A 23326-nucleotide genomic window follows, 5' to 3' on the forward strand; every position below is an offset into this window, starting at 1 on the left:
GCCGGAGGGCCGTCGGCCCCTGGCCTACCCGCCGCGCACGCGCTCGCCGGAAGAGCCTCCCGGCGGGCCGAGCGCATTCCCCCCGCTGTTCACGGGTGTGGGCTACTGTCCACCCTTCTGAACGAACGAGCGAACGAAGTCCTCCGCGTTCTCCTCCAGGACGTCGTCGATCTCGTCCAGAACCGAGTCCACGTCATCGCTCAGCTTCTCGTGCCGCTCCTTGAGGTCCTCCGAAGCCTGCGACTCCGCCGCCTGCTCCTCGACCTCCTCGGTGGAGCGCGTGGCCTTCTGCTGTCCGCCGCCGGTGTCCTTGGTTGCCATAACCCTCACCCCGCTCAGTTCGCCCGACATGGTCGACAGGTCGGCATTCCTGCCGATCGGTGATGATCAGACCCTACAAGCCGGGTCCGACATCGGCCCCGCAGTTTCTCCAACGTACGGGGGCCACCTCGATGATTCCCGGGCGGCGGGATTTTGACCCCGTCCGACCGGTGCGGTCCCTGGGCCCGCTCAGCCGCCGGAGAGGACCCTGACCAGGTCTTCTGCGGTGCGACAGCGGTCCAGCAGCTCCTTGACGTGATTTCGCGTTCCGCGTAGCGGTTCCAGGGTTGGGACCCGCTGGAGCGAATCGCGCCCCGGGAGGTCGAAGATCACCGAGTCCCAGCTCGCCGCGGCGACGTCGTCGGCGTACTGCTCCAGGCAGCGGCCCCGGAAGTACGCGCGGGTGTCCTCGGGCGGGCTCGTACGGGCCCGCTCGACGTCGGCCTCGTCCAGGAGCCGCTTGATGCGGCCACGGGCCGCCAGACGGTTGTAGAGGCCCTTCTCGGCCCGTACGTCGGCGTACTGGAGGTCGAGGAGGTGCAGCTTGGCGGCGTCCCAGTCGAGGTCGTCGCGGCGCCGGTAGCCCTCCATGAGTTCCTTCTTGGCCACCCAGTCGAGTTCCCCCGACAGGCTCATGGGGTCGTTCTCGAGGCGGTTGAGGGTGTCCTCCCAACGGGTGAGGACGTCCTTGGTCTGGTCGTCGGCGTCGGCGCCGTAGCGCTCCTCGACGTATTTGCGGGACAGCTCGTAGTACTCCATCTGCAGCTGGACGGCGGTGAGCGTGCGGCCGCTGCGGAGCGTGACGAGGCGCTTGAGGGTGGGGTCGTGGGAGACCTGGTGGAGCGTGCGCACCGGCTGGTCGACCGCGAGGTCCACCGCGATGAAGCCGTCCTCGATCATCGAGAGCACGAGAGCCGTCGTGCCCAGTTTCAGGTACGTCGAGATCTCGGACAGGTTCGCGTCACCGATGATCACGTGCAGGCGGCGGTACTTCTCCGCGTCCGCGTGGGGCTCGTCCCGGGTGTTGATGATCGGCCGCTTCAGGGTCGTCTCCAGGCCGACCTCGACCTCGAAGTAGTCCGCGCGCTGGCTGAGCTGGAAGCCGTGCTCATGGCCGTCCTGGCCGATACCGACGCGGCCGGCGCCGGTGACGACCTGGCGGGAGACGAAGAAGGGGGTGAGGTGGCGCACGATGTCCGAGAAGGCGGTCTCCCGCTTCATCAGGTAGTTCTCGTGCGTGCCGTAGGAGGCGCCCTTGTTGTCGGTGTTGTTCTTGTAGAGGTGGATCGGCTGGGCGCCGGGGAGCGCGGCGGCCCGTTCGGCGGCCTCGGCCATGATCCGTTCGCCGGCCTTGTCCCAGAGGACGGCGTCCCGGGGGTTGGTGACCTCGGGGGCGCTGTACTCCGGGTGGGCGTGGTCGACGTAGAGGCGCGCGCCGTTGGTGAGGATGACGTTGGCGAGGCCGATGTCCTCGTCGGTGAGCTGGCTGGCGTCGGCGGCCTCCCGGGCGAGGTCGAAGCCCCGGGCGTCCCGCAGCGGGTTCTCCTCCTCGAAGTCCCAGCGGGCGCGTCGGGCCCGGTGCATCGCCGCCGCGTAGGCGTTGACGATCTGGGACGAGGTGAGCATGGCATTGGCGTTGGGGTGGCCGGGAACGGAGATGCCGTACTCCGTCTCGATGCCCATTACTCGCCGTACGGTCATGCGGCCCTCCTTGCCCGGCGGAGCCCTCGGTCGTGGGCTCCGCTCGCGTACCGCTGGCGCTCCGGTGCGTGTGCGGTGCCCGTCCCCGCACTGCGCGACTCGGCGGTAGGAAAGAGCCTAGAACGCCTTTGCGCTGGTGGGGAGATCATTTGCGTCATTGCCTTGCTCGCCCTCGGTTCCGGTTTTGGCCGGAAAAACAGTCGGCTGCGGGTACCCGGTGAGGGCACCCGCAGCCGCCCTGTGTCTTACAGGTACTGTCCGGTGTTCGCCACCGTGTCGATGGAGCGTCCGGTGTCCGCGCCTTGCTTTCCGGTGATGAGGGTACGGATGTAGACGATCCGCTCGCCCTTCTTTCCGGAGATTCGGGCCCAGTCGTCGGGGTTGGTGGTGTTGGGCAGGTCCTCGTTCTCCTTGAACTCGTCCACGCAGGCCTGGAGGAGGTGGGAGACGCGGAGACCCTTCTGGCTGTGTTCGAGGAAGTCCTTGATCGCCATTTTCTTGGCACGTCCGACGATGTTCTCGATCATCGCGCCGGAGTTGAAGTCCTTGAAGTACAGGACTTCCTTGTCGCCGTTGGCGTAGGTGACTTCCAGGAAGCGGTTCTCCTCGGATTCGGCGTACATGTGTTCCACTGCCGTCTGGATCATGCTTTCGACGGTGGTGGCCTTGCTGCCGCCGTGCTCCCCGACGTCGTCGGAGTGCAGCGGGAGGCGCTCGGTGAGGTACTTGCCGAAGATGTCCTTGGCCGCTTCCGCGTCCGGACGCTCGATCTTGATCTTCACGTCGAGGCGGCCCGGGCGCAGGATGGCGGGGTCGATCATGTCCTCGCGGTTGGAGGCGCCGATGACGACCACGTTCTGCAGGCCTTCGACACCGTCGATCTCGGCGAGCAGCTGCGGGACGATCGTGTTCTCGACGTCCGAGCTGACACCGGAGCCACGGGTCCGGAAGAGCGACTCCATCTCGTCGAAGAAGACGATGACGGGGGTGCCCTCGCTGGCCTTCTCCCTCGCACGCTGGAAGACGAGGCGGATCTGCCGCTCGGTCTCGCCGACGTACTTGTTCAGGAGCTCGGGGCCCTTGATGTTGAGGAAGAAGCTCTTGCCGGCGGCCTGGCCGGTCACCTCGGCGACCTTCTTGGCGAGCGAGTTGGCGACCGCCTTGGCGATGAGCGTCTTGCCGCATCCGGGCGGTCCGTAGAGCAGGACGCCCTTGGGCGGGCGCAGTTCGTGCTCCTTGAACAGGTCCGGGTACAGGTAGGGAAGCTCGACGGCGTCGCGGATGGCCTCGATCTGGCCGCCGAGGCCGCCGATCTGCTCGTAGCCGATGTCGGGGACTTCTTCGAGGACGAGCTCTTCGACCTCGCTCTTGGGGACGATCTCGTAGACGTACCCGGAGCGGGGTTCGAGGAGCAGGGCGTCGCCGGGGCGGATGTTCACGTCGAGCAGCGGCTCGGCGAGCCGTACCACCCGCTCCTCGTCCGTGTGCCCCAGGACGAGGGCGCGCTCGCCGTCCTCCAGGATCTCCTTGAGGGTGACGATGTCGCCGACGCTCTCGTACTCCATGGCCTCGACCACGTTGAGCGCCTCGTTGAGCATCACTTCCTGGCCGCGCCTGAGGTCGTCCAGGTCAACGCTTGGGCTGACGTTCACCCGCAGTTTGCGACCGCCGGTGAAGATGTCCGCGGTGCCGTCCTCGTTGGCTTGCAGGAAGACACCGAAGCCGGCCGGCGGCTGTGCGAGTCGGTCGACCTCCTCCTTGAGGGCCACGATCTGGTCGCGGGCCTCGCGGAGCGTGTTCGCGAGTCGCTCGTTCTGGGCGGACACGCCGGCCAGGTTCGTCTGCAGCTCGACGATCCGCTCTTCGAGAATCCTCGTGTGTCGCGGAGAGTCGGCGAGCTTGCGTCGCAGGACGGCGATCTCCTGCTCAAGGTAAGCGATCTGCCCGGCCGGGTCGTCGGACCCTCGTCCCGGGCGGATGCCGCGGTTCATGTCGTCGTCGTGGGCTGCCACGGTCCTCACCTCCTCCAAGGGGAGCTGGACGCTTCCAGACCCTACCTGGGTGGGTGTCGATTGAAACCCCTAGATCACAAAGACTGTCAAGGTGTGTCGTCGGTCACCCATTGCGTTCTCCCTCGTGCCGGGTGGATACCCACTCAACGCGATTCAGAAGCGGCGTGTTCCAGGCCCGGAGCGGTCAAAACCCTTCGTGACTGACCGGAGTTGTCCGATCCGATGCCGGTTCAGGGGTTGTGCCCCGGTGGCGCGTTCCTTACACAGAGCAACCGGTCGGGCCGTGAATGTGACGGTGGATGCGGGTTGCGGGTTGGCCGAAGTCGATCGATCCGGTGGCCGGGCGCCGTCGCCCCGCGCGGTCGGACGCGCCGTGTGCGCGGGCGCGGGGCGCCCGGCAGGGGGCTGGGCGCGGGGCGCGGGAGCGCCCGGGCCGGGCTCCGGGGCGGCTCCGGGTCCGGGCTCCGGTACCGGTGCCGGCGGCGGGTACGGGGGCGGGCGGTGGCCGCCGGAGGGGTGCTCCGGCGGAGGTAGGGTCGAAGGCGTTCAACACCCGCCGGGGCGGGACCGGGTGACCCCCGGGTCCGGTCGCCCGGCGCTTTCGACGGCAGGAGAGATGACCGTGCAGCAGGAGGCCCTGGCCGGCGGCGAGGCACTGGAGGTCTGGATCGACCAGGATCTGTGTACGGGCGACGGGATCTGCGCCCAGTACGCCCCGGAGGTGTTCGAGCTGGACATCGACGGTCTGGCCTATGTGAAGGGCGCGGACGACGAGCTGCTGCAGGCGGCGGGCGCGACGGCGCGCGTGCCGTTGCCGCTGCTCACGGACGTGGTGGACTCGGCGCGGGAGTGCCCGGGCGAGTGCATCCACGTGCGCCGGGTCGCGGACCGGGTCGAGGTGTACGGGCCCGACGCGGAGTGACTTTCCGGCCACCCCGCGTGGCCCGTACGTCCCGGTGGTGCGGCCGTCAGACGCTGTGGGCGGCCACCGGGGTGGAGCGGACGAACGCGTGGCCGTTCCACCGCCACTTGGCGGCGGTCTTCACGTCCGGACAGCAACTGGGCACATCGTCCGAGGAATAGCCGAGCAGGGTGGCGGTGACCGACCCGGCGGCGACGGTGAAGTCGGTCACCGTGAACCGGTCCTTGGGGTCGACGAGGGTGGCCACGACCCGCGGTGCGGTGGCGTCGGCGGCCTGCGTGAGGACGTAGACCCCGTCCGGCGGGGTGCCCATGGCCGAGTCGCAGTGGACCACCGCCACGGTTTCCGGTCTGCCGTCGCCGTCGAGGTCGCCGGTGGCTTTCTTGACGACCTTCTCCTTGACCGGGCCGCAGTCGAGCGGGAAGTCCACGCCGGTGGTGCTGGGCGGCGCGGCGGTCGCCGCGGCGGGCTTCGGATCGCTGTTCGCGGCGGGCTGGGCGGCCTTGGCCGAGCCCGGCTGGATGAAGGACGACAGAGCCACGACGCCGGCCACCGCGGTCGCGGTGGCGAGCCAGTGCATGGGACGGGTGTCGGTGTGAGCGAGCTCCGGGACCACGGATTGCTGCACTAGGAGTGTCTCCTGTGAGGCCTGTGCCGGTGGGGGTGGCCTGCATAGTGCCACACGTCACAGTGGGAGGGAACGGGCGGGGTGGGCTTCCGCGGCCGGTGGGGCTCCGCGGCCCTGGTGCCGGGTCAACGCGCGAGCGCCGCCGCCGAGTTCCGGTGGGGTCCGGGGAACTCGGCGGCGGCGCTCGTACGTTGCTGCGGTGACGGGACGGGTCAGCGCCCGGCGCCGCCGTCGGCGTTGGGGCCGTCGTAGTCCTCGCCGTAGGCGCCCTTGGCGGGGCGGCGGCGGCGCATGGGCGGCTCGACGCCGTCCGCGAGGCGGCGGGCGGTGAGCAGGAAGCCGGTGTGGCCGATCATGCGGTGGTCGGGGCGGACGGCGAGGCCTTCCACGTGCCAGTTGCGGATCATCGTCTCCCAGGAGGTCGGCTCGTTGAAGCAGCCGATCTCGCGGATGGACTCGACGGTCCGGGCGAGCTGGGTGGTGGTGGCGACGTAGCAGCACAGGATGCCGCCGGGGACGAGCGCCTTGGAGACGGCCTCCAGGCACTCCCAGGGGGCGAGCATGTCGAGGATGACTCGGTCGACGTCGGTGTCCGACAGGTTGTCCTGGAGGTCGCCGACGGTGAGCTGCCAGGCCGGGTGCGGGCCGCCGAAGTAGCGCTCCACGTTCTGCTGGGCGATCTCGGCGAAGTCCGCGCGGCGCTCGTAGCTGTGCAGCATGCCCTGGTCGCCGATGGCGCGCAGCAGGAAGCTGCTGAGCGAACCGGAGCCGACACCGGCTTCGACGACGCGCGCGCCGGGGAAGATGTCGGCGAAGGACAGGATCTGCCCCGCGTCCTTGGGATAGACGACGGCTGCCCCGCGGGGCATGGACAGGACGTAGTCGGGGAGCAGGGGGCGCAGCGCGAGGTAGGCGACGTTGCCGGTGGTGCGGACAACGCTGCCCTCGGGAGCGCCGATCAGTTCGTCGTGCGGGAAGGAGCCCTTGTGGGTGTGGAAGTTCTTCCCGGCTTCGAGCGTGAACGTGTAGTGGCGGCCCTTGGGGTCGGTCAGCTGTACCTGGTCCCCGACCTTGAAGGGCCCGCGCCTGCGGGCGGCACCGGTCGGTTCGGACATGTGAACAGCCTACCGGGGTTTGCGCAGGGCACCGACCACCGTGCGGCCGTACCGCCGTGGGGCCGGCGGCGGCTCCCTGGGGCGGGTGGGGCGCGTGGAACCACCGCGTGAGGCCGTGGCGTCAACACGAGGGTGACGCCGGCGAGCGGGGGGAGCGGGCCGTGGCGGTGGGGGTCGGAGACGGGTCGGACGCGGGCGAGGCACGGCTCTGGGGCGTGCTGCTGGTGGTCGGGGCGGTGGTCTCGGCGTACTTCTGCTGCTACCTGTTCACCGTGATGCTGCCGACGACCATGCGCGAGTACCGGGAGTACCGGGCGGCCGCGGTCTGCTCGGACCCGGTGCCGGCCGGTCCCGCCGAGGACTGCCTGCGCACCGTCACCTTCACGGTGCGGGACACGGTGGTCGAGGGCCGGCAGGGATTCCTCTCCCGACGGCATGTGCGTTTCGAGGCGACCTTGTCCGGCACCCGCTACTGGGACGGCGTGGTCGCGTTCGGCGACCCGGGGCCGGTACTGCGGCAGCTCCGGACCGGGGACCGGGTCGGCGGCGTCGTCTGGCGGGGCGCGGTGATGCGGCTCGTCCGGTACGACGACGAGCAGGCCACGGCCGACGAACCGCGCGACGAGCCGCAGATGTTCGCCGGACTCGGCGTGACGGCGGCCCTGCTGGCGGCGCTGGCGCTGGGGTTCGGCGCCCTGCGGCTGGTCCGGCCGGACGACCTGGGGCCCTGGACCTGGCGCCCGGTGGGCCGCTGGCTGCTCGGCATCGTGCTGGTCGCCGGGCTCGGCTGGGCCTACGGTGCGCTCCTGCTCCATGTCCCCTGGCAGGCGGTGGCCCCGGTCGCCGTTGCGCTCACGGCGCTCATGTCGGCGGTTCTCTTCACCGTCCGGCGACTGCGGCGGCGACGGGCGCCGACCCCGCCCGGGGACGTCTGGCAGCCTCGCTAGGAGCGGGATCGAGCGGCTCCCGCCCTGCGGCGGAAGCAGATGACACCCGCTTTAGGAGAGCGGTGCTCAGCTGGGGCGGGCCATCGCCCGCACGAAGGCCCGCTCGACGTCGGCGGCCGACAGGACGCCGTAGATCTCGCCGGTCTCCTCCACGACCAGGTACTCGGTGGCGGGGGTGGCGCGCAGGACGTCGAGGAGATCCTCTCCGGCGAGTTCCGCGGAGACCCGCATGCCGTCGGTGAGGTCCTGGGCGAGGCCGCTGACGGCGACCCAGGGGCGGCGGTGCTCGGGTACGCCGACGATGGCGGCCTCGCGGACCAGGGAGAGCGGGTTGCCGTCGGCGTCGACGACGACCAGGGCGCGGGCGCCGGCGGCGTTGGCGCGGCGCAGGGCCTCGGAGAGCGGGGTGTCGGTCTCGACGGGCACGGCGCGCCGGGTCAGGGTGCGGGCGCGCAGCTCGGGGAGGTGTTCGCGCAGCCGGGCCATGCGCAGGCTGTTGCCGGCGCCGGTCCAGATGATCGCGGCGAGGATGGCGGCGAGCAGGGCGTCGGTGACGGTGTCCATGCCGCCGCCGGTCTCCTCGGCACCGCCGCCGAAGGCACCGGAGTAGTTGAGGAGGGGGAGGCCGATCAGGACGGAGACGGCGAGCGCGCGGCCGACCCAGGCGGCGGCGACGGTGCCGCTCATGGGCCTGCCGGTGATCTTCCAGACGACGGCGCGGAGCATCCGGCCGCCGTCGAGGGGCAGCCCGGGCAGGAGGTTGAAGGCGGCCACGATGAGGTTGGAGACCATCAGGCCGGCCAGCAGGACGCCGGGGACGGTGCCGGGCTCGACGGGCTGCATGGCGAGGTAGAAGACGCCGGAGAGGACGAGGGAGAGCAGCGGGCCGACGAAGGCCAGCACGAACTCGCGGCCGGGGGTCTCGGCCTCCTTCTCGATCTCGGAGACGCCGCCGAAGAACTGGAGCTGGATGCGGCGGACCGGGAGTTTGAAGCGGATCGCGGCGACCGTGTGGGCCAGCTCGTGGACCAGGACGGAGGCGTAGAAGGCGACGGCGAAGAAGAGGGAGACGAGGTAGCGGGCGGCGCCGAGTTCGGGCAGGACGCGGTCGAGCTGGCCGCCGAAGACCCAGGTGATCAGGGCGGCGACGAGGAACCAGCTGGGGGCGACGTACACGGGCACGCCGAAGGGGCGCCCCATGAGCAGTCCGCCGCCGGGTTCCTTGGGCCGCTGCGGCGGCCGCCCCTTGCTCATACCCGAGTCGGCCAGGGCCCGCCCCTCGGATTCACCGGAGGTGCCGGGGGCGTCGGTGGGCTTGTCCGTGCGGGTGTCGGGGACCGCGGCGTCCGAGACCGGGGCGTCGGCGGGTGCGTCGGCCCGTGTGTCCTCGGGCGTGGCCGTTTCCGGGGCCTCGTCGGTCTCCGGCCCGGCCGTCGGCTCCGTGGGCTCGGTCGGCTCCTCGGCGGACGGCGTCGGCGACGGTTTCCCGGTGCGGGGGGACGCCTCGGTCTCCGGGGGAGCTGTCGGGGCGTCGGCCGGGTCCGGGCCCCCGTCGGTGGTCGGGGCCGTAGGGCCTGCGGGGTGTTCGGTCGGTTCGGCGTTCTCCGACCGGGGCTGCCCGCTCCCGCCGCTCACGTCCACGGTGTCCCCTCGTTAGAAACGTCGTCTGTGGTCGATGGTATGCGGCCGTCGTGACGCGTTTCGCCCCGGCACCCCTTGTGTTGGCCGGGCCGTCGCGCGAGTTGGGTGACTGTCAGTGGCGGGCCGTATGGTCTGTGGTCATGGAGAGCAGCATCGAGGACACCCCGCAGGCCCGGGGCGCGGACGTCGCGCAGGGGGAAGAGCCGGTCACGGCGGTGGCGGGGCCGACGGCCCGGCCGCCCGCCTCGTTGTCGCCCTCGCGGGCCAGTGACTTCATGCAGTGTCCGTTGCTGTACCGGTTCCGGGTGATCGACCGGCTGCCGGAGAAGCCGAGCGAGGCGGCGACCAGAGGGACGCTGGTGCACGCGGTCCTGGAGCGGCTCTTCGACGCCCCGGCCGCCGACCGGACCGCGCCGCGGGCCAAGTCGCTGATCCCGGGCCAGTGGGACCGGCTGCGGGAGAACCGGCCGGAGGTCGGTGAGCTGTTCGCGGACGACCCCGAGGGCGAGCGGCTGGCACGCTGGCTGGGCGAGGCGGAGCAGCTCGTCGAGCGCTGGTTCACGCTGGAGGATCCGTCCCGGCTGGAGCCCGTGGAGCGCGAGCTGTTCGTGGAGACCGAGCTGGAGTCGGGGCTACGGCTGCGCGGGATCATCGACCGGGTCGACGTGGCGCCGACGGGCGAGGTGCGGATCGTCGACTACAAGACGGGCAAGGCGCCGCGGCCGGAGTACGCCGAGGGCGCGTTGTTCCAGATGAAGTTCTACGCGCTGGTGGTGTGGCGGCTGAAGAACGTGGTGCCGAGGCGGCTGCAGCTGGTCTATCTCGGCAGCGGCGACGTGCTGACGTACGACCCGGTCCTCGCCGATCTCCAGCGGGTCGAGCGCAAGCTGCTCGCGCTGTGGGAGGCGATCCGGGAGGCGACGGAGTCGGGTGAGTGGCGGCCGCGTCCCACGAAGCTGTGCGGCTGGTGCGACCACCAGGCGCACTGCCCGGAGTTCGGCGGCACTCCCCCGCCGTACCCGCTGCCGGTGAGGTCGGCCGAGTCCGGGGACGTGCCGCAGGGCAGAATGGGCGCGGACTAGCAGAAGGAGACTCACCGTGGCCATCCGCGTCCTACTGGTCGACGACCAGCCGCTGCTGCGAACCGGGTTCCGGATGATTCTGGAGGCCGAGCAGGACATCGCGGTCGTGGGCGAGGCCGGAGACGGCCTGCAGGCCCTCGACCAGGTGCGCGCCCTCCAGCCCGATGTGGTGCTGATGGACATCCGGATGCCGCGGATGGACGGCGTGGAGGCGACCCGGCAGATCACCGGGCCCGGCCGGGACGGCCCGGCGAAGGTGCTGGTGCTGACCACGTTCGATCTCGACGAGTACGTGGTGGAGGCGCTGCGCGCGGGGGCCAGCGGGTTCCTGCTGAAGGACGCCCCGGCCAACGAGCTGGTGCAGGCGATCCGGGTGGTGGCGAACGGCGAGGCGATGCTGGCGCCGAGCATCACGCGCCGGCTGCTCGACAAGTACGCGACCCATCTGCCGTCCGGCGAGGAGCCGGTGCCGGACACCCTGCACACCCTCACCGACCGTGAGGTGGAGGTGCTGAAGCTGGTGGCGCGGGGACTGTCGAACGCGGAGATCGCCGCCGACCTGTTCGTCAGCGAGACCACCGTGAAGACCCATGTGGGGCATGTGCTGACCAAGCTGGGGCTGCGGGACCGGGTGCAGGCGGCGGTGTACGCGTACGAGAGCGGGCTGGTGCGCCCCGGGGCGCAGTAGGCGGCGGACCCGGTCACGACGGCGAAGGGCGCCCTCTCCTCGCGGAGCGGGCGCCCTTCGGCGTACTGAAGGTCCGTCAGCTGCTGGAGCCGCGGCCGAGCTCCCACAGCTGGAGGCTCGCGGAGGAGTTGAGGGCGTAGGCGACGCCCGTGATGTCGTCGCGGGCGGCGACGTACTGCTTGCCCTGCCAGAGCGGCAGCACCGGCACGTCGTCGGCGACGTCGTCCTGGATCTCCGTCAGGCTGCCGCTGGCGCTGGCCCGGTCGGCCTCGCGGCGGGACTCGGGGATCAGGGTGTTGATGATCCGGTTGTTGACGTAGGGCGACTTGAGGAAGTTGTCCTTGTCGAGGAACGGCGCGAGGAAGTTGTCGGCGTCCGGGAAGTCGGGGAACCAACCCATGCCGTAGACGTCGTAGTCGCCCTTGCGCTCGTCCGTCTGGTACGTCGACCAGGGGTGGCCCTCGATGCTGACGTCGAAGAGGCCGCTGCCGTTGAGCTGCTGCTTGAGGACCTCGAACTCCTGCTTGGTGGCCGGACCGTAGTGGTCGGTCGTGTAGTGCAGGGTCAGCTTCACCGGGGTGGTGATGTTGGCCGCGGTCAGCAGGTTCTTGGCCTTGGAGACGCTGGGGTCGCCGTACTTGTTGAAGAAGGAGTTGGAGTGGCCGGTCACGGAGGCCGGGACCAGCGAGTACAGCGGCTCGGCCTGGGAGCCGTACACCTTGGAGACGAGGCCGGCGCGGTCGACGAGCTGGGCCATGGCCTCGCGGACGGCCTTGGACTTGACCGTGGACGCGGCGGTGTTGAAGCCGAGGTAGCGGATCTCCAGACCGGACATCTCGACCAGGTCGATGTTGGAGTCCTTGCCGGTGCTGAGCTTGTCGATCTGCGACGGCGACATGGTGCGGGTCATCACGTCGATGTCGCCCTTGTCGAGCGCCTCGCCCATGGCGTCGGCGTCCTTGTACGAGCGCAGGACGACCTGCTCGTTGTTCACCTTCACGCTGCCCTTGTAGTTCGGGTTCTTGGTGAAGGTGGCGGAGACGAGCTCGTCGTTCTTGACGTCGGCCTTGAAGCTGTAGGGGCCGGAGCCGTCGATGTCGAAGCCGTCGCGGAGCTTGTCCTTCTCGTAGTCCTTCGGGTTCAGGATGCCCGCGACCGGAGTGGACAGCTTGTACGGGAAGGTGGCGTCGGCGGTCTTGAGGTGGAAGATGACCTCGCGGTCGCCCTGGGTCTCGATGGTGTCGATGTTCGTGAGGAGGCCGTAGACCCCACTGTCCGACTTGATGCGCAGGGCGCGCTCGATGGACCACTTGACGTCCTCGGCGGTGACGGAGTTGCCGTCGGAGAACTTCAGGCCCTCACGCAGCTTGCAGGCGTAGCGCTCACTGCCGCTGTCGGTGAAGGAGCAGCTCTCGGCCGCGTCGGGGACCGGGTCGCCCTCGCCCTTGGGCTGGGACATCAGGGTCTGCACGGTCTGGCGCAGGATGTTCCAGCCGCCGACGTCGTAGGAGTAGGCGGGGTCGACCGGCGCCGGGGCTTCCTTCGTGGCAGTGAACCCGTCGGTGGTGCCGACGACGATCGCGTCGTTGCTGCTGCTTCCACTGCCGGAACCACCGCAGGCGGCGAGGACCGGAGTGAGCAGGCCGACCACGGCCGGCAGCACCAAAGTCTTACGGTTCATGCTCGAAGTTCTCCAGAGCTGATCGTGTCCGTGTATCCCGCATACATGGGGTGTCGAAGCGGATCACGGGGGTTGCGGCGATGTTCTCGCGACGAGATTAGTGCGCACCCGCAGGAGGGTTCGCAGGCGCGTGAGTTGAGGTCCCATCACGGAGTGGAACCGGTTGCGGACAGACCGAAAACCCGACAGCGGCAGGATTAGTGCAGGCTCTCCCCAATCGGGACACAAGGTCGCCGCGTTTCCCCCCGAACGGGGGCGTGCGGCACAGCCGGGCAACGTTGTCGAGCGTCTGGCACGTGGGGAACGTCACATGGCAAAATGTGTGAGCAGCTATCGGAATTCAGCCGGTCGAACGGGTGCGAATTCCATGGCGCGGCCCGAGCCGGGATTTCACTCAATGCCCTTTGCACGCTGGGTGAACGACTAGCGCATTTCCGTCATCAGTCCGCGCAGAAATGCCAGGTCGACCTGTTCGAGGGAGGCCACCACGGTACGCCGCTCGGCGGGGGCGATGGGCGCGACGGACGGGACGGCGACGACCTGGCAGCCGGCAGCCTCGGCGGCGGCGACTCCGGTCGCGGTGTCCTCGACCACCGCGCACCTGGCCGGATCCACGCCCAGACCGGCGGCGGCGAGCAGATACGGATCCGGGTGGGGCTTGGTGCGCGAGACCTCGTCGCCGGCGACGGACAGGCTGAAGTGGTGGGTGCCGAGCCCGGTCAGGACCCGGTCGATGATGCGCCGGTGCGAGGCGGAGACCAGGGCGGTGGGGATCTGCTGCTCGTAGAGTTCGGCGAGCAGCCGCCGGGCGCCCGGCATCAGCGGCAGGCCGCCGTCGAGGCGTTCCTCGAAGCCGTCGTTGAGCAGCACGCTGAGCTCGGCGAGCGTGATGGCCGCGCCGGTGGCCTCGATGAGGAACCCGGCGCTGCGGGTCATCGGGCCGCCGACCACGACATGGCGCCAGGAGTCGTCGAGGGTGTGGCCGAGGCGGGCGAAGATCTCCACCTCGACGTCCCACCAGAAGCCCTCGGTGTCCACCAGGGTGCCGTCCATGTCGAGGAGCACCGCCTGAAGGGCCGAGCCTTCGGCCGTCCGGGTTCCGAGCGCGGGGACCGTGCTGGTCATCCACGTACCTCCTTGAGGGACGATCAGGCCGGTTCCCATGCGGGGAACCGGCCTGCTGTGGACCGACCAGTGTACGACTTATCCGATCAGTGTGCTCTGTGGGACACGTCTCGGTGTCGGCGCGCCGCTCAGCGCGCGTTGAAGTACTTCGCCTCCGGGTGGTGGATGACGATGGCGTCCGTGGACTGCTCGGGGTGCAGCTGGAACTCCTCGGAGAGGTGCACGCCGATCCGCTCGGGCTGGAGCAGGTCGGCGATCTTGGCACGGTCCTCCAGGTTGGGGCAGGCGCCGTAGCCGAGGGAGAAGCGGGCACCCCGGTACTTCAGGGCGAACATGTCCTCGATGTCGCTCGGGTCCTCGCCGGCGAAACCGAGTTCGGAGCGCACCCGCGCGTGCCAGTACTCGGCGAGGGCCTCGGCCAGCTGGACGGACAGGCCGTGCAGTTCGAGGTAGTCGCGGTAGGCGTTGGCCTCGAAGAGCTTGGCGGTCTGCTCGCCGATGCGGGAGCCGACGGTGACGACCTGAAGGCCGACCACGTCCGTCTCCCCCGACTCCTCCGGGCGGAAGAAGTCGGCGAGGCAGAGCCGGCGGCCGCGGCGCTGGCGCGGGAAGGTGAACCGGGTGCGTTCGTTGCCGCGGTCGTCCAGGATGATCAGGTCGTCGTCCTTGGAGACGCACGGGAAGTAGCCGTAGACCACGGCCGCCTCCAGCAGGTTCTCCGTCTGCAGCTTGTCGAGGAGCCCGCGCAGCCGGGGACGGCCGTCGGTCTCGACGAGTTCCTCGTACGTGGGTCCCTCGCCGGTGCGGGCCTGCTTGAGGCCCCACTGGCCCTTGAAGAGGGCGCCCTCGTCGAGCCAGTTCGCGTACTCCTTGAGCTGGATGCCCTTGATGACGCGGGTGTCCCAGAACGGCGGGGTGGGCACCGGGTTGTCGACGGCGACGTCGGAGCGGACGTGGCCCTCCTCGGGCCGCTCCTCGGCCTCGACGGTCGCGGCCGGCCGCACCCGGCGCTGCTTCAGCTCCGGCAGGACCGCGCCGGGCAGCCCGCGCTTGACGCCGATGAGGGCGTCCATCAGGCGCAGGCCCTCGAAGGCGTCCCGGGCGTAGCGGACCTCGCCCTCGTAGAGCTCGTGCAGGTCCTGTTCGACGTAGGCGCGGGTGAGGGCGGCGCCACCGAGGATGACCGGGTAGGAGGCCGCCAGGCCGCGCTGGTTGAGCTCCTCCAGGTTCTCCTTCATGATCACCGTGGACTTGACCAGCAGGCCGGACATGCCGATGACGTCGGCCCGGTGCTCGTCGGCGGCCTCCAGGATCGCGGAGACGGGCTGCTTGATGCCCAGGTTGACGACGTTGTAGCCGTTGTTGGACAGGATGATGTCGACGAGGTTCTTGCCGATGTCGTGGACGTCGCCGCGGACGGTGGCGAGGACGATGGTGCCCTTGCCCTCGGCGTCCGACTTCTCCATGTGCGGTTCGAGGTGGGCGACGGCCGTCTTCATGACCTCGGCGGACTGCAGGACGAACGGCAGCTGCATCTGGCCGGAGCCGAACAGCTCGCCGACGACCTTCATGCCGTCCAGGAGGGTCTCGTTGACGATGTCGAGGGCGGCGCGGGTGGTCAGCGCCTCGTCGAGGTCGGCCTCCAGACCGTTCTTCTCGCCGTCGATGATGCGGCGCTTGAGGCGCTCCTCCAGCGGGAGGGCGGCCAGTTCCTCGGCCTTGCCGGCCTTGAGGGACTTGGCGGTGGCGCCCTCGAAGAGCTGCATGAGCTTCTGGAGGGGGTCGTAGCCCTCGGCGCGGCGGTCGTGGATGAGGTCGAGGGCGGTCTGCACCTCCTCCTCGCTGAAGCGGGCGATCGGCAGGATCTTCGAGGCGTGCACGATCGCCGAGTCCAGGCCCGCCCTGACGCACTCGTCGAGGAAGACGGAGTTCAGCAGGATGCGGGCGGCCGGGTTGAGGCCGAAGGAGATGTTGGACAGACCGAGGGTGGTCTGGACGTCCGGGTGGCGGCGCTTGAGCTCGCGGATCGCCTCGATGGTGGCGATGCCGTCCTTGCGGGACTCCTCCTGACCGGTACAGATGGTGAAGGTCAGGGTGTCGATGAGGATGTCCGACTCGTGGATGCCCCAGTTCCCGGTCAGGTCGTCGATGAGCCGTTCGGCGATCTCGACCTTCTTCTCCGGGGTGCGGGCCTGGCCCTCCTCGTCGATGGTCAGCGCGATCAGCGCGGCGCCGTGCTCCCGCGCGAGCTCGGTGACCTTGGCGAAGCGGGACTCCGGGCCGTCGCCGTCCTCGTAGTTGACGGAGTTGATGACCGCGCGGCCGCCGAGCTTCTCCAGGCCGGCCCGGATGACGGGGACCTCGGTGGAGTCGAGCACGATCGGCAGGGTGGAGGCGGTGGCGAAGCGGCCGGCCAGCTCCTCCATGTCGGCGACGCCGTCGCGGCCGACGTAGTCCACGCAGAGGTCCAGCATGTGGGCGCCCTCGCGGATCTGCTCGCGGGCCATCTCCACGCAGTCGTCCCAGCGGGCGGCCAGCATGGCCTCGCGGAACTTCTTGGAACCGTTGGCGTTGGTGCGCTCGCCGATGGCCAGGTACGAGGTGTCCTGGCGGAACGGCACCGTCTGGTAGAGGGAGGCGGCGCCGGGCTCGGGGCGCGGGCTGCGCTCGGGCGGGGTGACGCCCCGGACCCGCTCCACGACCTGGCGCAGGTGCTCGGGGGTGGTGCCGCAGCAGCCGCCGATCAGGGAGAGGCCGTAGTCCCGGACGAAGGTCTCGTGGGCATCGGCCAGCTCCGGCGCGGTCAGCGGGTAGCTGGCGCCGTTCTTGCCGAGGACCGGCAGGCCCGCGTTCGGCATGCACGACAGGGCGATCCGGGAGTGCCGGGAGAGGTAGCGCAGGTGCTCGCTCATCTCGGCGGGGCCGGTGGCGCAGTTCATGCCGATCATGTCGATGCCGAGCGGCTCCAGCGCGGTGAGCGCGGCGCCGATCTCGGAGCCCAGCAGCATGGTGCCGGTGGTCTCCACGGTGACGGAGACGATGATCGGGACGTCCAGGCCGGAGAGCTCACGGGCGCGCTGGGCGCCGATCACGGCCGCCTTGGTCTGCAGCAGGTCCTGGGTGGTCTCCACGATCAGCGCGTCCGCGCCGCCGCTGATCAGGCCCTCGGCGTTCTGCTGGAAGGCGTCCCGGATCGTGGTGTAGCCGATGTGGCCGAGGGTGGGCAGCTTGGTGCCGGGGCCGATGGAGCCGAGGACCCAGCGCTGGCGGCCGTCGCGGGCGAGGTAGCCGTCGGCGGTCTCCCGGGCGATCCGGGCGCCCGCCTCGGACAGCTCGAAGACCCGCTCGGGGATGTCGTACTCGGCCATCGCCGCGTGGTTGGCGCCGAAGGTGTTGGTCTCGACACAGTCCACGCCCGCGTCGAAGTACGCCTCGTGGACCGAGCGGACGATGTCGGGGCGGGTGACGTTGAGGATCTCGTTGCATCCCTCGAGCTGCTGGAAGTCGTCCAGCGTGGGGTCCTGCGCCTGGAGCATGGTGCCCATGGCTCCGTCGGCGACCACCACACGGGTGGCGAGCGCCTCACGGAGCGCGGACACACGGGTCCGGCTGTCGGCGGAAGGGGACGGCGGCGACGAGGCCATGAAGGGCTCCCTTGGATGCGACGGCTGTCGGCTATGCGGTCCCCCCGGGGCGGGCCCGGGCAGGGACGCACTGCGTCAGCCTAACCGGGTGTGGGCTTGGATGGGCAGGGCGTCCATGTGGCGGACGAGTGAGACGCGGGGCCGTCACGGGACCCTCACCCGCCCGGCCGACCGGGCACGGGCTCGTCACAGAGAGGTCACGTGTGTGCCCGGTGAGGTGACCGGATTCCCACGTGTGATGTAACAGGTGTCGACGGACCATTAGCGGTCCGTCGACATGGACCGGTAGTGTTCGACATTGCCGAACGATGGTTACGCCGTCGTTGCGGTGAGGGTCGTTGGGACGGAGGACAGGACGGCGATGGCACGGAACATCCAGTCGCTCGAACGGGCGGCCGCGATGCTGCGGCTGCTCGCGGGCGGCGAGCGACGGCTCGGCCTGTCCGACATCGCCTCCTCCCTGGGCCTCGCCAAAGGCACCGCCCACGGCATCCTGCGCACCCTCCAGCAGGAGGGGTTCGTCGAGCAGGACGACGCCTCCGGGCGCTATCAGCTGGGCGCCGAGCTGCTGCGGCTGGGCACCACCTACCTGGATGTGCACGAGCTGCGGGCGCGGGCGCTGGTATGGACGGACGACCTGGCCCGGTCCAGCGGGGAGAGCGTCTACCTGGGCGTTCTCCATCAGCAGGGCGTACTGATCGTGCACCACGTCTTCCGGCCCGACGACAGCCGGCAGGTGCTGGAGATCGGCGCGATGCAGCCGCTGCACTCCACGGCCCTGGGCAAGGTGCTGTCGGCCTACGACCCGGTGGCGCACAGCGAGGCCCTGGAGGCCGACCGCAAGCCCTTCACCGACCGGACCACCTGCGAGCTGGACGCCTTCGAGCACATCCTCGACATCTCGCGCGCGCGTGGATACGCGGCCGACGTGGAGGAGACCTGGGAGGGCGTGGCCTCCGTCGCGGCGCCGATCCACGACCGGCGGCGCATGCCGGTGGGCGCGGTGGGCATCACGGGCGCGGTGGAACGGCTCTGCAAGGACGGGGAGTTGCGGCCCGAGCTGATCGCCGCGGTGCGGGACTGCGCCCGCGCGGTGTCGCGGGACCTGGGCGCCGGACGGTTCTGACCGGGCACCACTGATCGACGACTGAGGCCGGTTCGCGTGTCGGCGAACCGGCCTCAGTCGTACCCTGAAACGGACAAAACTGGATGAATCCGCAGTTCAGTGGGGCTATCACGTCACACCCGGCACAGGACCCGACAAAGATCGACATCTCACAGCAATCAATAACGATCGCGTTTTCGATAACAGAACTCTTGACGTGCACGTAACGCCGGAGCAAGACTCCCGTCCATCGGTCGGCATTGTCGAACACCTACCGGCAATACGCGCTAGAGTGTGACAACGCCAAGGGCCGGCAACATCGCTCTCACCCCCGAGGGCAGCTCGAACTCCCGGAGGGACCCGGGGTTCGGTCCCCTGGACGAAGGACAAAGGAGTCGCGGGTGTCCAGCTCCGACATCTTCATCGGCGAGACCATCGGTACCGCCATACTCATCCTGCTCGGCGGCGGTGTGTGCGCCGCCGTCACGCTCAAGGCCTCCAAGGCCCGTAACGCCGGCTGGCTCGCCATCGCCTTCGGTTGGGGCTTCGCCGTCATGACGGCGGTCTACATCTCCGGACCGCTGTCCGGTGCCCACCTCAACCCGGCCGTCACCGTCGCTCTCGCGATCAAGAACAGCGACTGGAGCAACGTCCCGGTCTACTTCGCCGGACAGCTGCTCGGCGCCATGATCGGCGCGGCCCTGGTGTGGGTCGCCTACTACGGCCAGTTCCAGGCGCACCTCACCGACAAGGAGATCGTCGGCGGTCCGGGTGCCCAGGCCACCAAGGTCAAGGCCGTCGAGGCCCAGGAGACGGGCGCCGGTCCGGTCCTCGGTATCTTCTCCACCGGTCCGGAGATCCGGAACGCGGTGCAGAACCTGGCCACGGAGATCATCGGCACCGTGGTGCTGATCCTCGCGGTCCTCACCCAGGGCCTCAACGACAAGGGCAACGGCCTCGGCGTCATCGGCGGCCTGATCACCGCCTTCGTGGTCGTCTCGATCGGTCTGTCGCTCGGCGGCCCGACCGGGTACGCGATCAACCCCGCCCGTGACCTCGGTCCGCGGATCGTGCACGCGCTCCTCCCGCTGCCCAACAAGGGCGGTTCCGACTGGAGCTACGCCTGGATCCCGGTGGTCGGTCCGCTGATCGGCGCGGCCATCGCCGCAGGGATCTACAACGTCGCATTCGCCTGAGAAGCAGATCAAGCTAAGAAGCAGATCCGGCTCACAAGCAGACACGCGCCGTACGTACCGCCTCCACACCACGGACCTCTGAGGAGCACACAGTGACCGACGCCCACACCGCAGGCCCCTTCATCGCCGCGATCGACCAGGGCACCACCTCCAGCCGCTGCATCGTCTTCGACAAGGACGGCCGTATCGTCTCGGTCGACCAGAAGGAGCACGAGCAGATCTTCCCGAAGCCGGGCTGGGTCGAGCACAACGCCAACGAGATCTGGACCAACGTCCAGGAAGTCGTCGCCGGGGCCATCCAGAAGGCCGGCATCACCCGCGACGACATCAAGGCCATCGGCATCACCAACCAGCGCGAGACCACCGTGCTGTGGGACAAGAACACCGGTGAGCCCGTCCACAACGCCATCGTCTGGCAGGACACCCGCACCGACGCCCTCTGCAAGGAGCTCGGCCGCAACGTCGGCCAGGACCGCTTCCGCCGCGAGACCGGCCTCCCCCTCGCCTCCTACTTCGCCGGCCCCAAGGCCCGCTGGCTGCTCGACAACGTCGACGGCCTCCAGGAGCGCGCCGAGGCGGGCGACATCCTCTTCGGCACCATGGACACCTGGGTCATCTGGAACCTGACCGGTGGTGTCAACGGCGGCAAGCACGTCACCGACGTCACCAACGCCTCCCGCACCCTTCTCATGAACCTGCACACCACGCAGTGGGACGAGAAGATCGCCGAGTCCATCGGCGTGCCGCTGCAGATCCTGCCCGAGATCCGCTCCTCCGCGGAGGTCTACGGCGAGGTCACCGGCGGCAAGCTCGGCGACCTGCTCGGCGGCATCCCGGTCGCCTCCGCGCTCGGCGACCAGCAGGCGGCCCTGTTCGGCCAGTGCTGCTTCTCCGAGGGCGAGGTCAAGTCCACCTACGGCACCGGCACCTTCATGGTGATGAACACCGGTGACAAGATCATCAACTCCTACGCGGGCCTGCTGACCACGGTCGGCTACAAGATCGGCGACCAGCCGACCGTGTTCGCGCTGGAGGGCTCGATCGCGGTCACCGGTTCGCTGGTGCAGTGGATGCGCGACCAGATGGGCCTGATCTCCACCGCGGCCGAGATCGAGACGCTCGCGCTCTCGGTCGAGGACAACGGCGGCGCGTACTTCGTGCCGGCCTTCTCCGGCCTGTTCGCCCCGCACTGGCGCTCCGACGCCCGCGGTGTCATCGCCGGCCTGACCCGGTACGTCACCAAGGCGCACCTGGCCCGCGCCGTCCTGGAGGCCACCGCCTGGCAGACCCGCGAGATCGCGGACGCCATGGTGAAGGACTCCGGCGACGAGCTGGTGGCCCTCAAGGTCGACGGTGGCATGACCGCCAACAACCTGCTGATGCAGCAGCTCGCCGACGTCCTGGACGCGCCCGTGGTGCGCCCGATGGTCGCCGAGACCACCTGCCTCGGCGCCGCCTACGCCGCCGGCCTCGCCGTCGGCTTCTGGTCCGGTACCGACGAGCTGCGCGCCAACTGGCGCCGGGCCGCCGAATGGACCCCCCGCATGGACGCGGAGACCCGCGACCGTGAGTACAAGAACTGGCTCAAGGCCGTCGACCGGACCATGGGCTGGATCGACGACGACGAGAGCTGACGAGAGCGCACAAGCTCTCACGATCGAGCTCTGACGAGGAGTAAGAACCCGACATGACCAGTCAGTCCACCCTGCAGTCCGTGCCTGCCCTGGGGACGCACCCGGCCTCCGGCTCCAACCCGAGCCGGGCCGAGACCAGGGAGCAGCTCTCCAAGGCGTCGTACGACCTTCTCGTGATCGGCGGCGGCATCCTGGGCATCTCCACCGCCTGGCACGCCGCGCAGTCCGGTCTGCGGGTGGCACTGGTCGACGCCGGCGACTTCGCCGGCGCCACCTCCTCCGCCTCCTCCAAGCTCCTCCACGGCGGTCTGCGCTACTTGCAGACCGGCGCGGTGAAGCTGGTGGCGGAGAACCACTTCGAGCGCCGTGCGGTCTCCCGCCAGGTGGCCCCCCACCTGGCGAACCCGCTCACGTTCTACCTCCCCGTGTACAAGGGCGGTCCGCACGGCGCCGCGAAGCTCGGGGCGGGCGTCTTCGCCTACTCCGCGCTCTCCGCGTTCGGTGACGGAGTGGGGCACCTGCTGAGCCCGGCGAAGGCCGCGCAGGACGTGCCCGAGCTGCGCACCGAGAACCTCAAGGCCGTCGCGGTGTACGGCGACGACCAGATGAACGACGCCCGCATGGCGCTGATGACGGTCCGCGCGGCCGTCGAGGCGGGCGCGGTCGTCCTCAACCACGCCCAGGTCACCGGCCTGCGCTTCACCAAGGGCCGGGTCACCGGCGCCGACCTGAAGGACGCCGTCTCCGGCGAGGAGTTCGGCGTCAACGCCCGGCTGGTGCTCAACGCGACCGGCCCCTGGGTCGACCACCTGCGCAAGATGGAGGACCCGAACGCGGCCCCCTCCATCCGCCTCTCCAAGGGCGCGCACCTGGTCCTGAAGCGGACCGCGCCGTGGAAGGCCGCGCTCGCCACCCCCATCGACAAGTACCGCATCACCTTCGCCCTCCCCTGGGAGGACATGCTCCTGCTCGGCACCACCGACGAGGAGTACGAGGGCGACCCGGCGGACGTCGCGGTCACCGAGAAGGACATAGCCCAGATCCTGGACGAGGCCGCGTTCTCCGTCCGGGACCAGCAGCTCCAGCGCGACCTGATCACCTACGCCTTCGCCGGCCTGCGCGTGCTGCCGGGCGGCCCCGGCAGCACCGCCAAGGCCAAGCGGGAGACCGTGGTCACCGAGGGCCGGGGCGGCATGCTGTCCGTCGCGGGCGGCAAGTGGACCACCTTCCGGCACATCGGCCGCACCGTGATGCAGAAGCTGGAGGCGCTGCCGGGCCACCCGCTCGGCGACGACTTCGAGCCCATCGCCTCGCTGCCGAAGAAGCTGCCGCTGCCCGGTGTCGCCAACCCCCGCGCGGTCGCCCACCGCCTGCTGGTGGACAACCCGGCGCCCGGCCCGCGCATGGCCGCCGACACCGCCAAGCACCTGGCCACCCACTACGGTTCGCTGGCCTTCGACATCGCCCGGATCGCCAACGAGCACCCGGAGCTGGCCGAGCGCGTCCACCCCGACGCCCCGGAGATCTGGGCGCAGGTCGTCTGGGCCCGCGACCACGAGTGGGCCGAGACCACGGACGACGTGCTGCGCCGCCGCACCACCCTGACGATCCGCGGCCTGGCCACGGACGACGTCAGGGCCAAGGTCCAGGACCTGCTCGACAAGAAGTAACGAGAAGAAGCGCCGAGCAGCGAGAAGCGGCGCGAGACGGGCGGTGTGCCGGGTCCTCCCTGACCGGCCCGGCATCCGCTGACGTCCCCGCCCCCGCCGTACCGGGGGCGGGCGACAGAAGGGGCGGCTCCCATCCCCTGGGGAGCCGCCCCTTCGCATGCCCGTGCCCTCGCATGCGTATGCCGCAGCCCCGTGCCCGGGGAATCTGCTGGGC

17 protein-coding genes are annotated in these 23326 nt (G+C 69.9%); 8 read left to right on the forward strand and 9 right to left on the reverse strand.

The genetic code is table 11. The features are described 5' to 3' along the window. Positions 1-102: 102 nt before the first annotated feature. From ACIPSJ_RS38500 to arc, 3 genes are all read right to left on the reverse strand, one after another. Positions 103-321, reverse strand: a complete 219-nt coding sequence (locus ACIPSJ_RS38500) for a ubiquitin-like protein Pup (protein WP_155057540.1) — start codon at positions 319-321, stop codon at positions 103-105. A gap of 189 nt (positions 322-510) precedes the next feature. Next, a complete protein-coding gene (gene dop, locus ACIPSJ_RS38505; protein ID WP_355726705.1) occupies positions 511-2022 on the reverse strand; it encodes a depupylase/deamidase Dop in 1512 nt (503 codons plus the stop codon). A 245-nt stretch (positions 2023-2267) separates the two neighbouring features. Then, positions 2268-4034, reverse strand: coding sequence for a proteasome ATPase (gene arc, locus ACIPSJ_RS38510; protein WP_355726703.1), 1767 nt, complete (start codon positions 4032-4034; stop codon positions 2268-2270). Between the two features lie 616 nt (positions 4035-4650). Between arc and ACIPSJ_RS38515 the strand changes: the two genes are divergently transcribed. Beyond that, positions 4651-4956: a ferredoxin gene (locus ACIPSJ_RS38515; RefSeq protein ID WP_359209284.1), complete on the forward strand. Its 306-nt coding sequence runs from the start codon at positions 4651-4653 to the stop codon at positions 4954-4956. A 46-nt stretch (positions 4957-5002) separates the two neighbouring features. On the opposite strand, the gene ACIPSJ_RS38520 is transcribed toward ACIPSJ_RS38515, so the two are convergent. Both ACIPSJ_RS38520 and ACIPSJ_RS38525 read right to left on the reverse strand, forming a co-directional pair. After that, positions 5003-5584, reverse strand: a complete 582-nt coding sequence (locus ACIPSJ_RS38520) for a hypothetical protein (protein ID WP_401352858.1) — start codon at positions 5582-5584, stop codon at positions 5003-5005. A 212-nt stretch (positions 5585-5796) separates the two neighbouring features. Continuing rightward, positions 5797-6699 carry a tRNA (adenine-N1)-methyltransferase gene (locus ACIPSJ_RS38525; protein ID WP_089103073.1) on the reverse strand — a complete coding sequence of 301 codons (903 nt, stop codon included), beginning with the start codon at positions 6697-6699 and terminating at the stop codon, positions 5797-5799. 161 nt (positions 6700-6860) lie between these two features. Here ACIPSJ_RS38525 and ACIPSJ_RS38530 point away from each other — a divergent pair, with 161 nt between their 5' ends. Then, positions 6861-7646, forward strand: coding sequence for a hypothetical protein (locus ACIPSJ_RS38530; protein ID WP_401352860.1), 786 nt, complete (start codon positions 6861-6863; stop codon positions 7644-7646). 66 nt (positions 7647-7712) lie between these two features. Here ACIPSJ_RS38530 and ACIPSJ_RS38535 read toward each other — a convergent pair whose 3' ends face one another. Then, on the reverse strand, positions 7713-9287 hold the full coding sequence (locus ACIPSJ_RS38535; RefSeq protein ID WP_401352862.1) for a site-2 protease family protein: 1575 nt from the start codon (positions 9285-9287) through the stop codon (positions 7713-7715). A 140-nt stretch (positions 9288-9427) separates the two neighbouring features. Between ACIPSJ_RS38535 and ACIPSJ_RS38540 the strand changes: the two genes are divergently transcribed. After that, on the forward strand, positions 9428-10369 hold the full coding sequence (locus ACIPSJ_RS38540) for a RecB family exonuclease (RefSeq protein ID WP_359209271.1): 942 nt from the start codon (positions 9428-9430) through the stop codon (positions 10367-10369). Positions 10370-10385: 16 nt separating this feature from the next. After that, positions 10386-11057, forward strand: a complete 672-nt coding sequence (locus tag ACIPSJ_RS38545) for a response regulator transcription factor (protein WP_030608351.1) — start codon at positions 10386-10388, stop codon at positions 11055-11057. 76 nt (positions 11058-11133) lie between these two features. Here ACIPSJ_RS38545 and ACIPSJ_RS38550 read toward each other — a convergent pair whose 3' ends face one another. The 3 genes from ACIPSJ_RS38550 to metH all read right to left on the reverse strand — a co-directional run bounded on the left by ACIPSJ_RS38550 (position 11134) and on the right by metH (position 17507). Beyond that, positions 11134-12738: an ABC transporter substrate-binding protein gene (locus ACIPSJ_RS38550; RefSeq protein ID WP_401352865.1), complete on the reverse strand. Its 1605-nt coding sequence runs from the start codon at positions 12736-12738 to the stop codon at positions 11134-11136. 423 nt (positions 12739-13161) lie between these two features. Continuing rightward, complete coding sequence (locus tag ACIPSJ_RS38555; protein WP_355716723.1) at positions 13162-13863, reverse strand: HAD family phosphatase; 702 nt, start codon at positions 13861-13863, stop codon at positions 13162-13164. A gap of 128 nt (positions 13864-13991) precedes the next feature. Next, positions 13992-17507 (reverse strand): methionine synthase, encoded by a 3516-nt coding sequence (gene metH, locus ACIPSJ_RS38560; RefSeq protein WP_359209264.1) that lies wholly within the window; start codon positions 17505-17507, stop codon positions 13992-13994. Between the two features lie 361 nt (positions 17508-17868). Between metH and ACIPSJ_RS38565 the strand changes: the two genes are divergently transcribed. From ACIPSJ_RS38565 to ACIPSJ_RS38580, 4 genes are all read left to right on the forward strand, one after another. Then, positions 17869-18633: an IclR family transcriptional regulator gene (locus ACIPSJ_RS38565; RefSeq protein WP_359209261.1), complete on the forward strand. Its 765-nt coding sequence runs from the start codon at positions 17869-17871 to the stop codon at positions 18631-18633. 380 nt (positions 18634-19013) lie between these two features. Beyond that, on the forward strand, positions 19014-19808 hold the full coding sequence (locus tag ACIPSJ_RS38570) for an MIP/aquaporin family protein (RefSeq protein ID WP_355716715.1): 795 nt from the start codon (positions 19014-19016) through the stop codon (positions 19806-19808). Between the two features lie 92 nt (positions 19809-19900). Beyond that, positions 19901-21442: a glycerol kinase GlpK gene (gene glpK, locus ACIPSJ_RS38575; protein WP_359209257.1), complete on the forward strand. Its 1542-nt coding sequence runs from the start codon at positions 19901-19903 to the stop codon at positions 21440-21442. Between the two features lie 53 nt (positions 21443-21495). Next, positions 21496-23112 (forward strand): glycerol-3-phosphate dehydrogenase/oxidase, encoded by a 1617-nt coding sequence (locus ACIPSJ_RS38580; protein WP_359209254.1) that lies wholly within the window; start codon positions 21496-21498, stop codon positions 23110-23112. The last annotated feature ends 214 nt before the right edge of the window (positions 23113-23326 follow it).

Source organism: Streptomyces sp. NPDC090088 (assembly GCF_044747345.1).
Classification (GTDB): domain Bacteria; phylum Actinomycetota; class Actinomycetes; order Streptomycetales; family Streptomycetaceae; genus Streptomyces.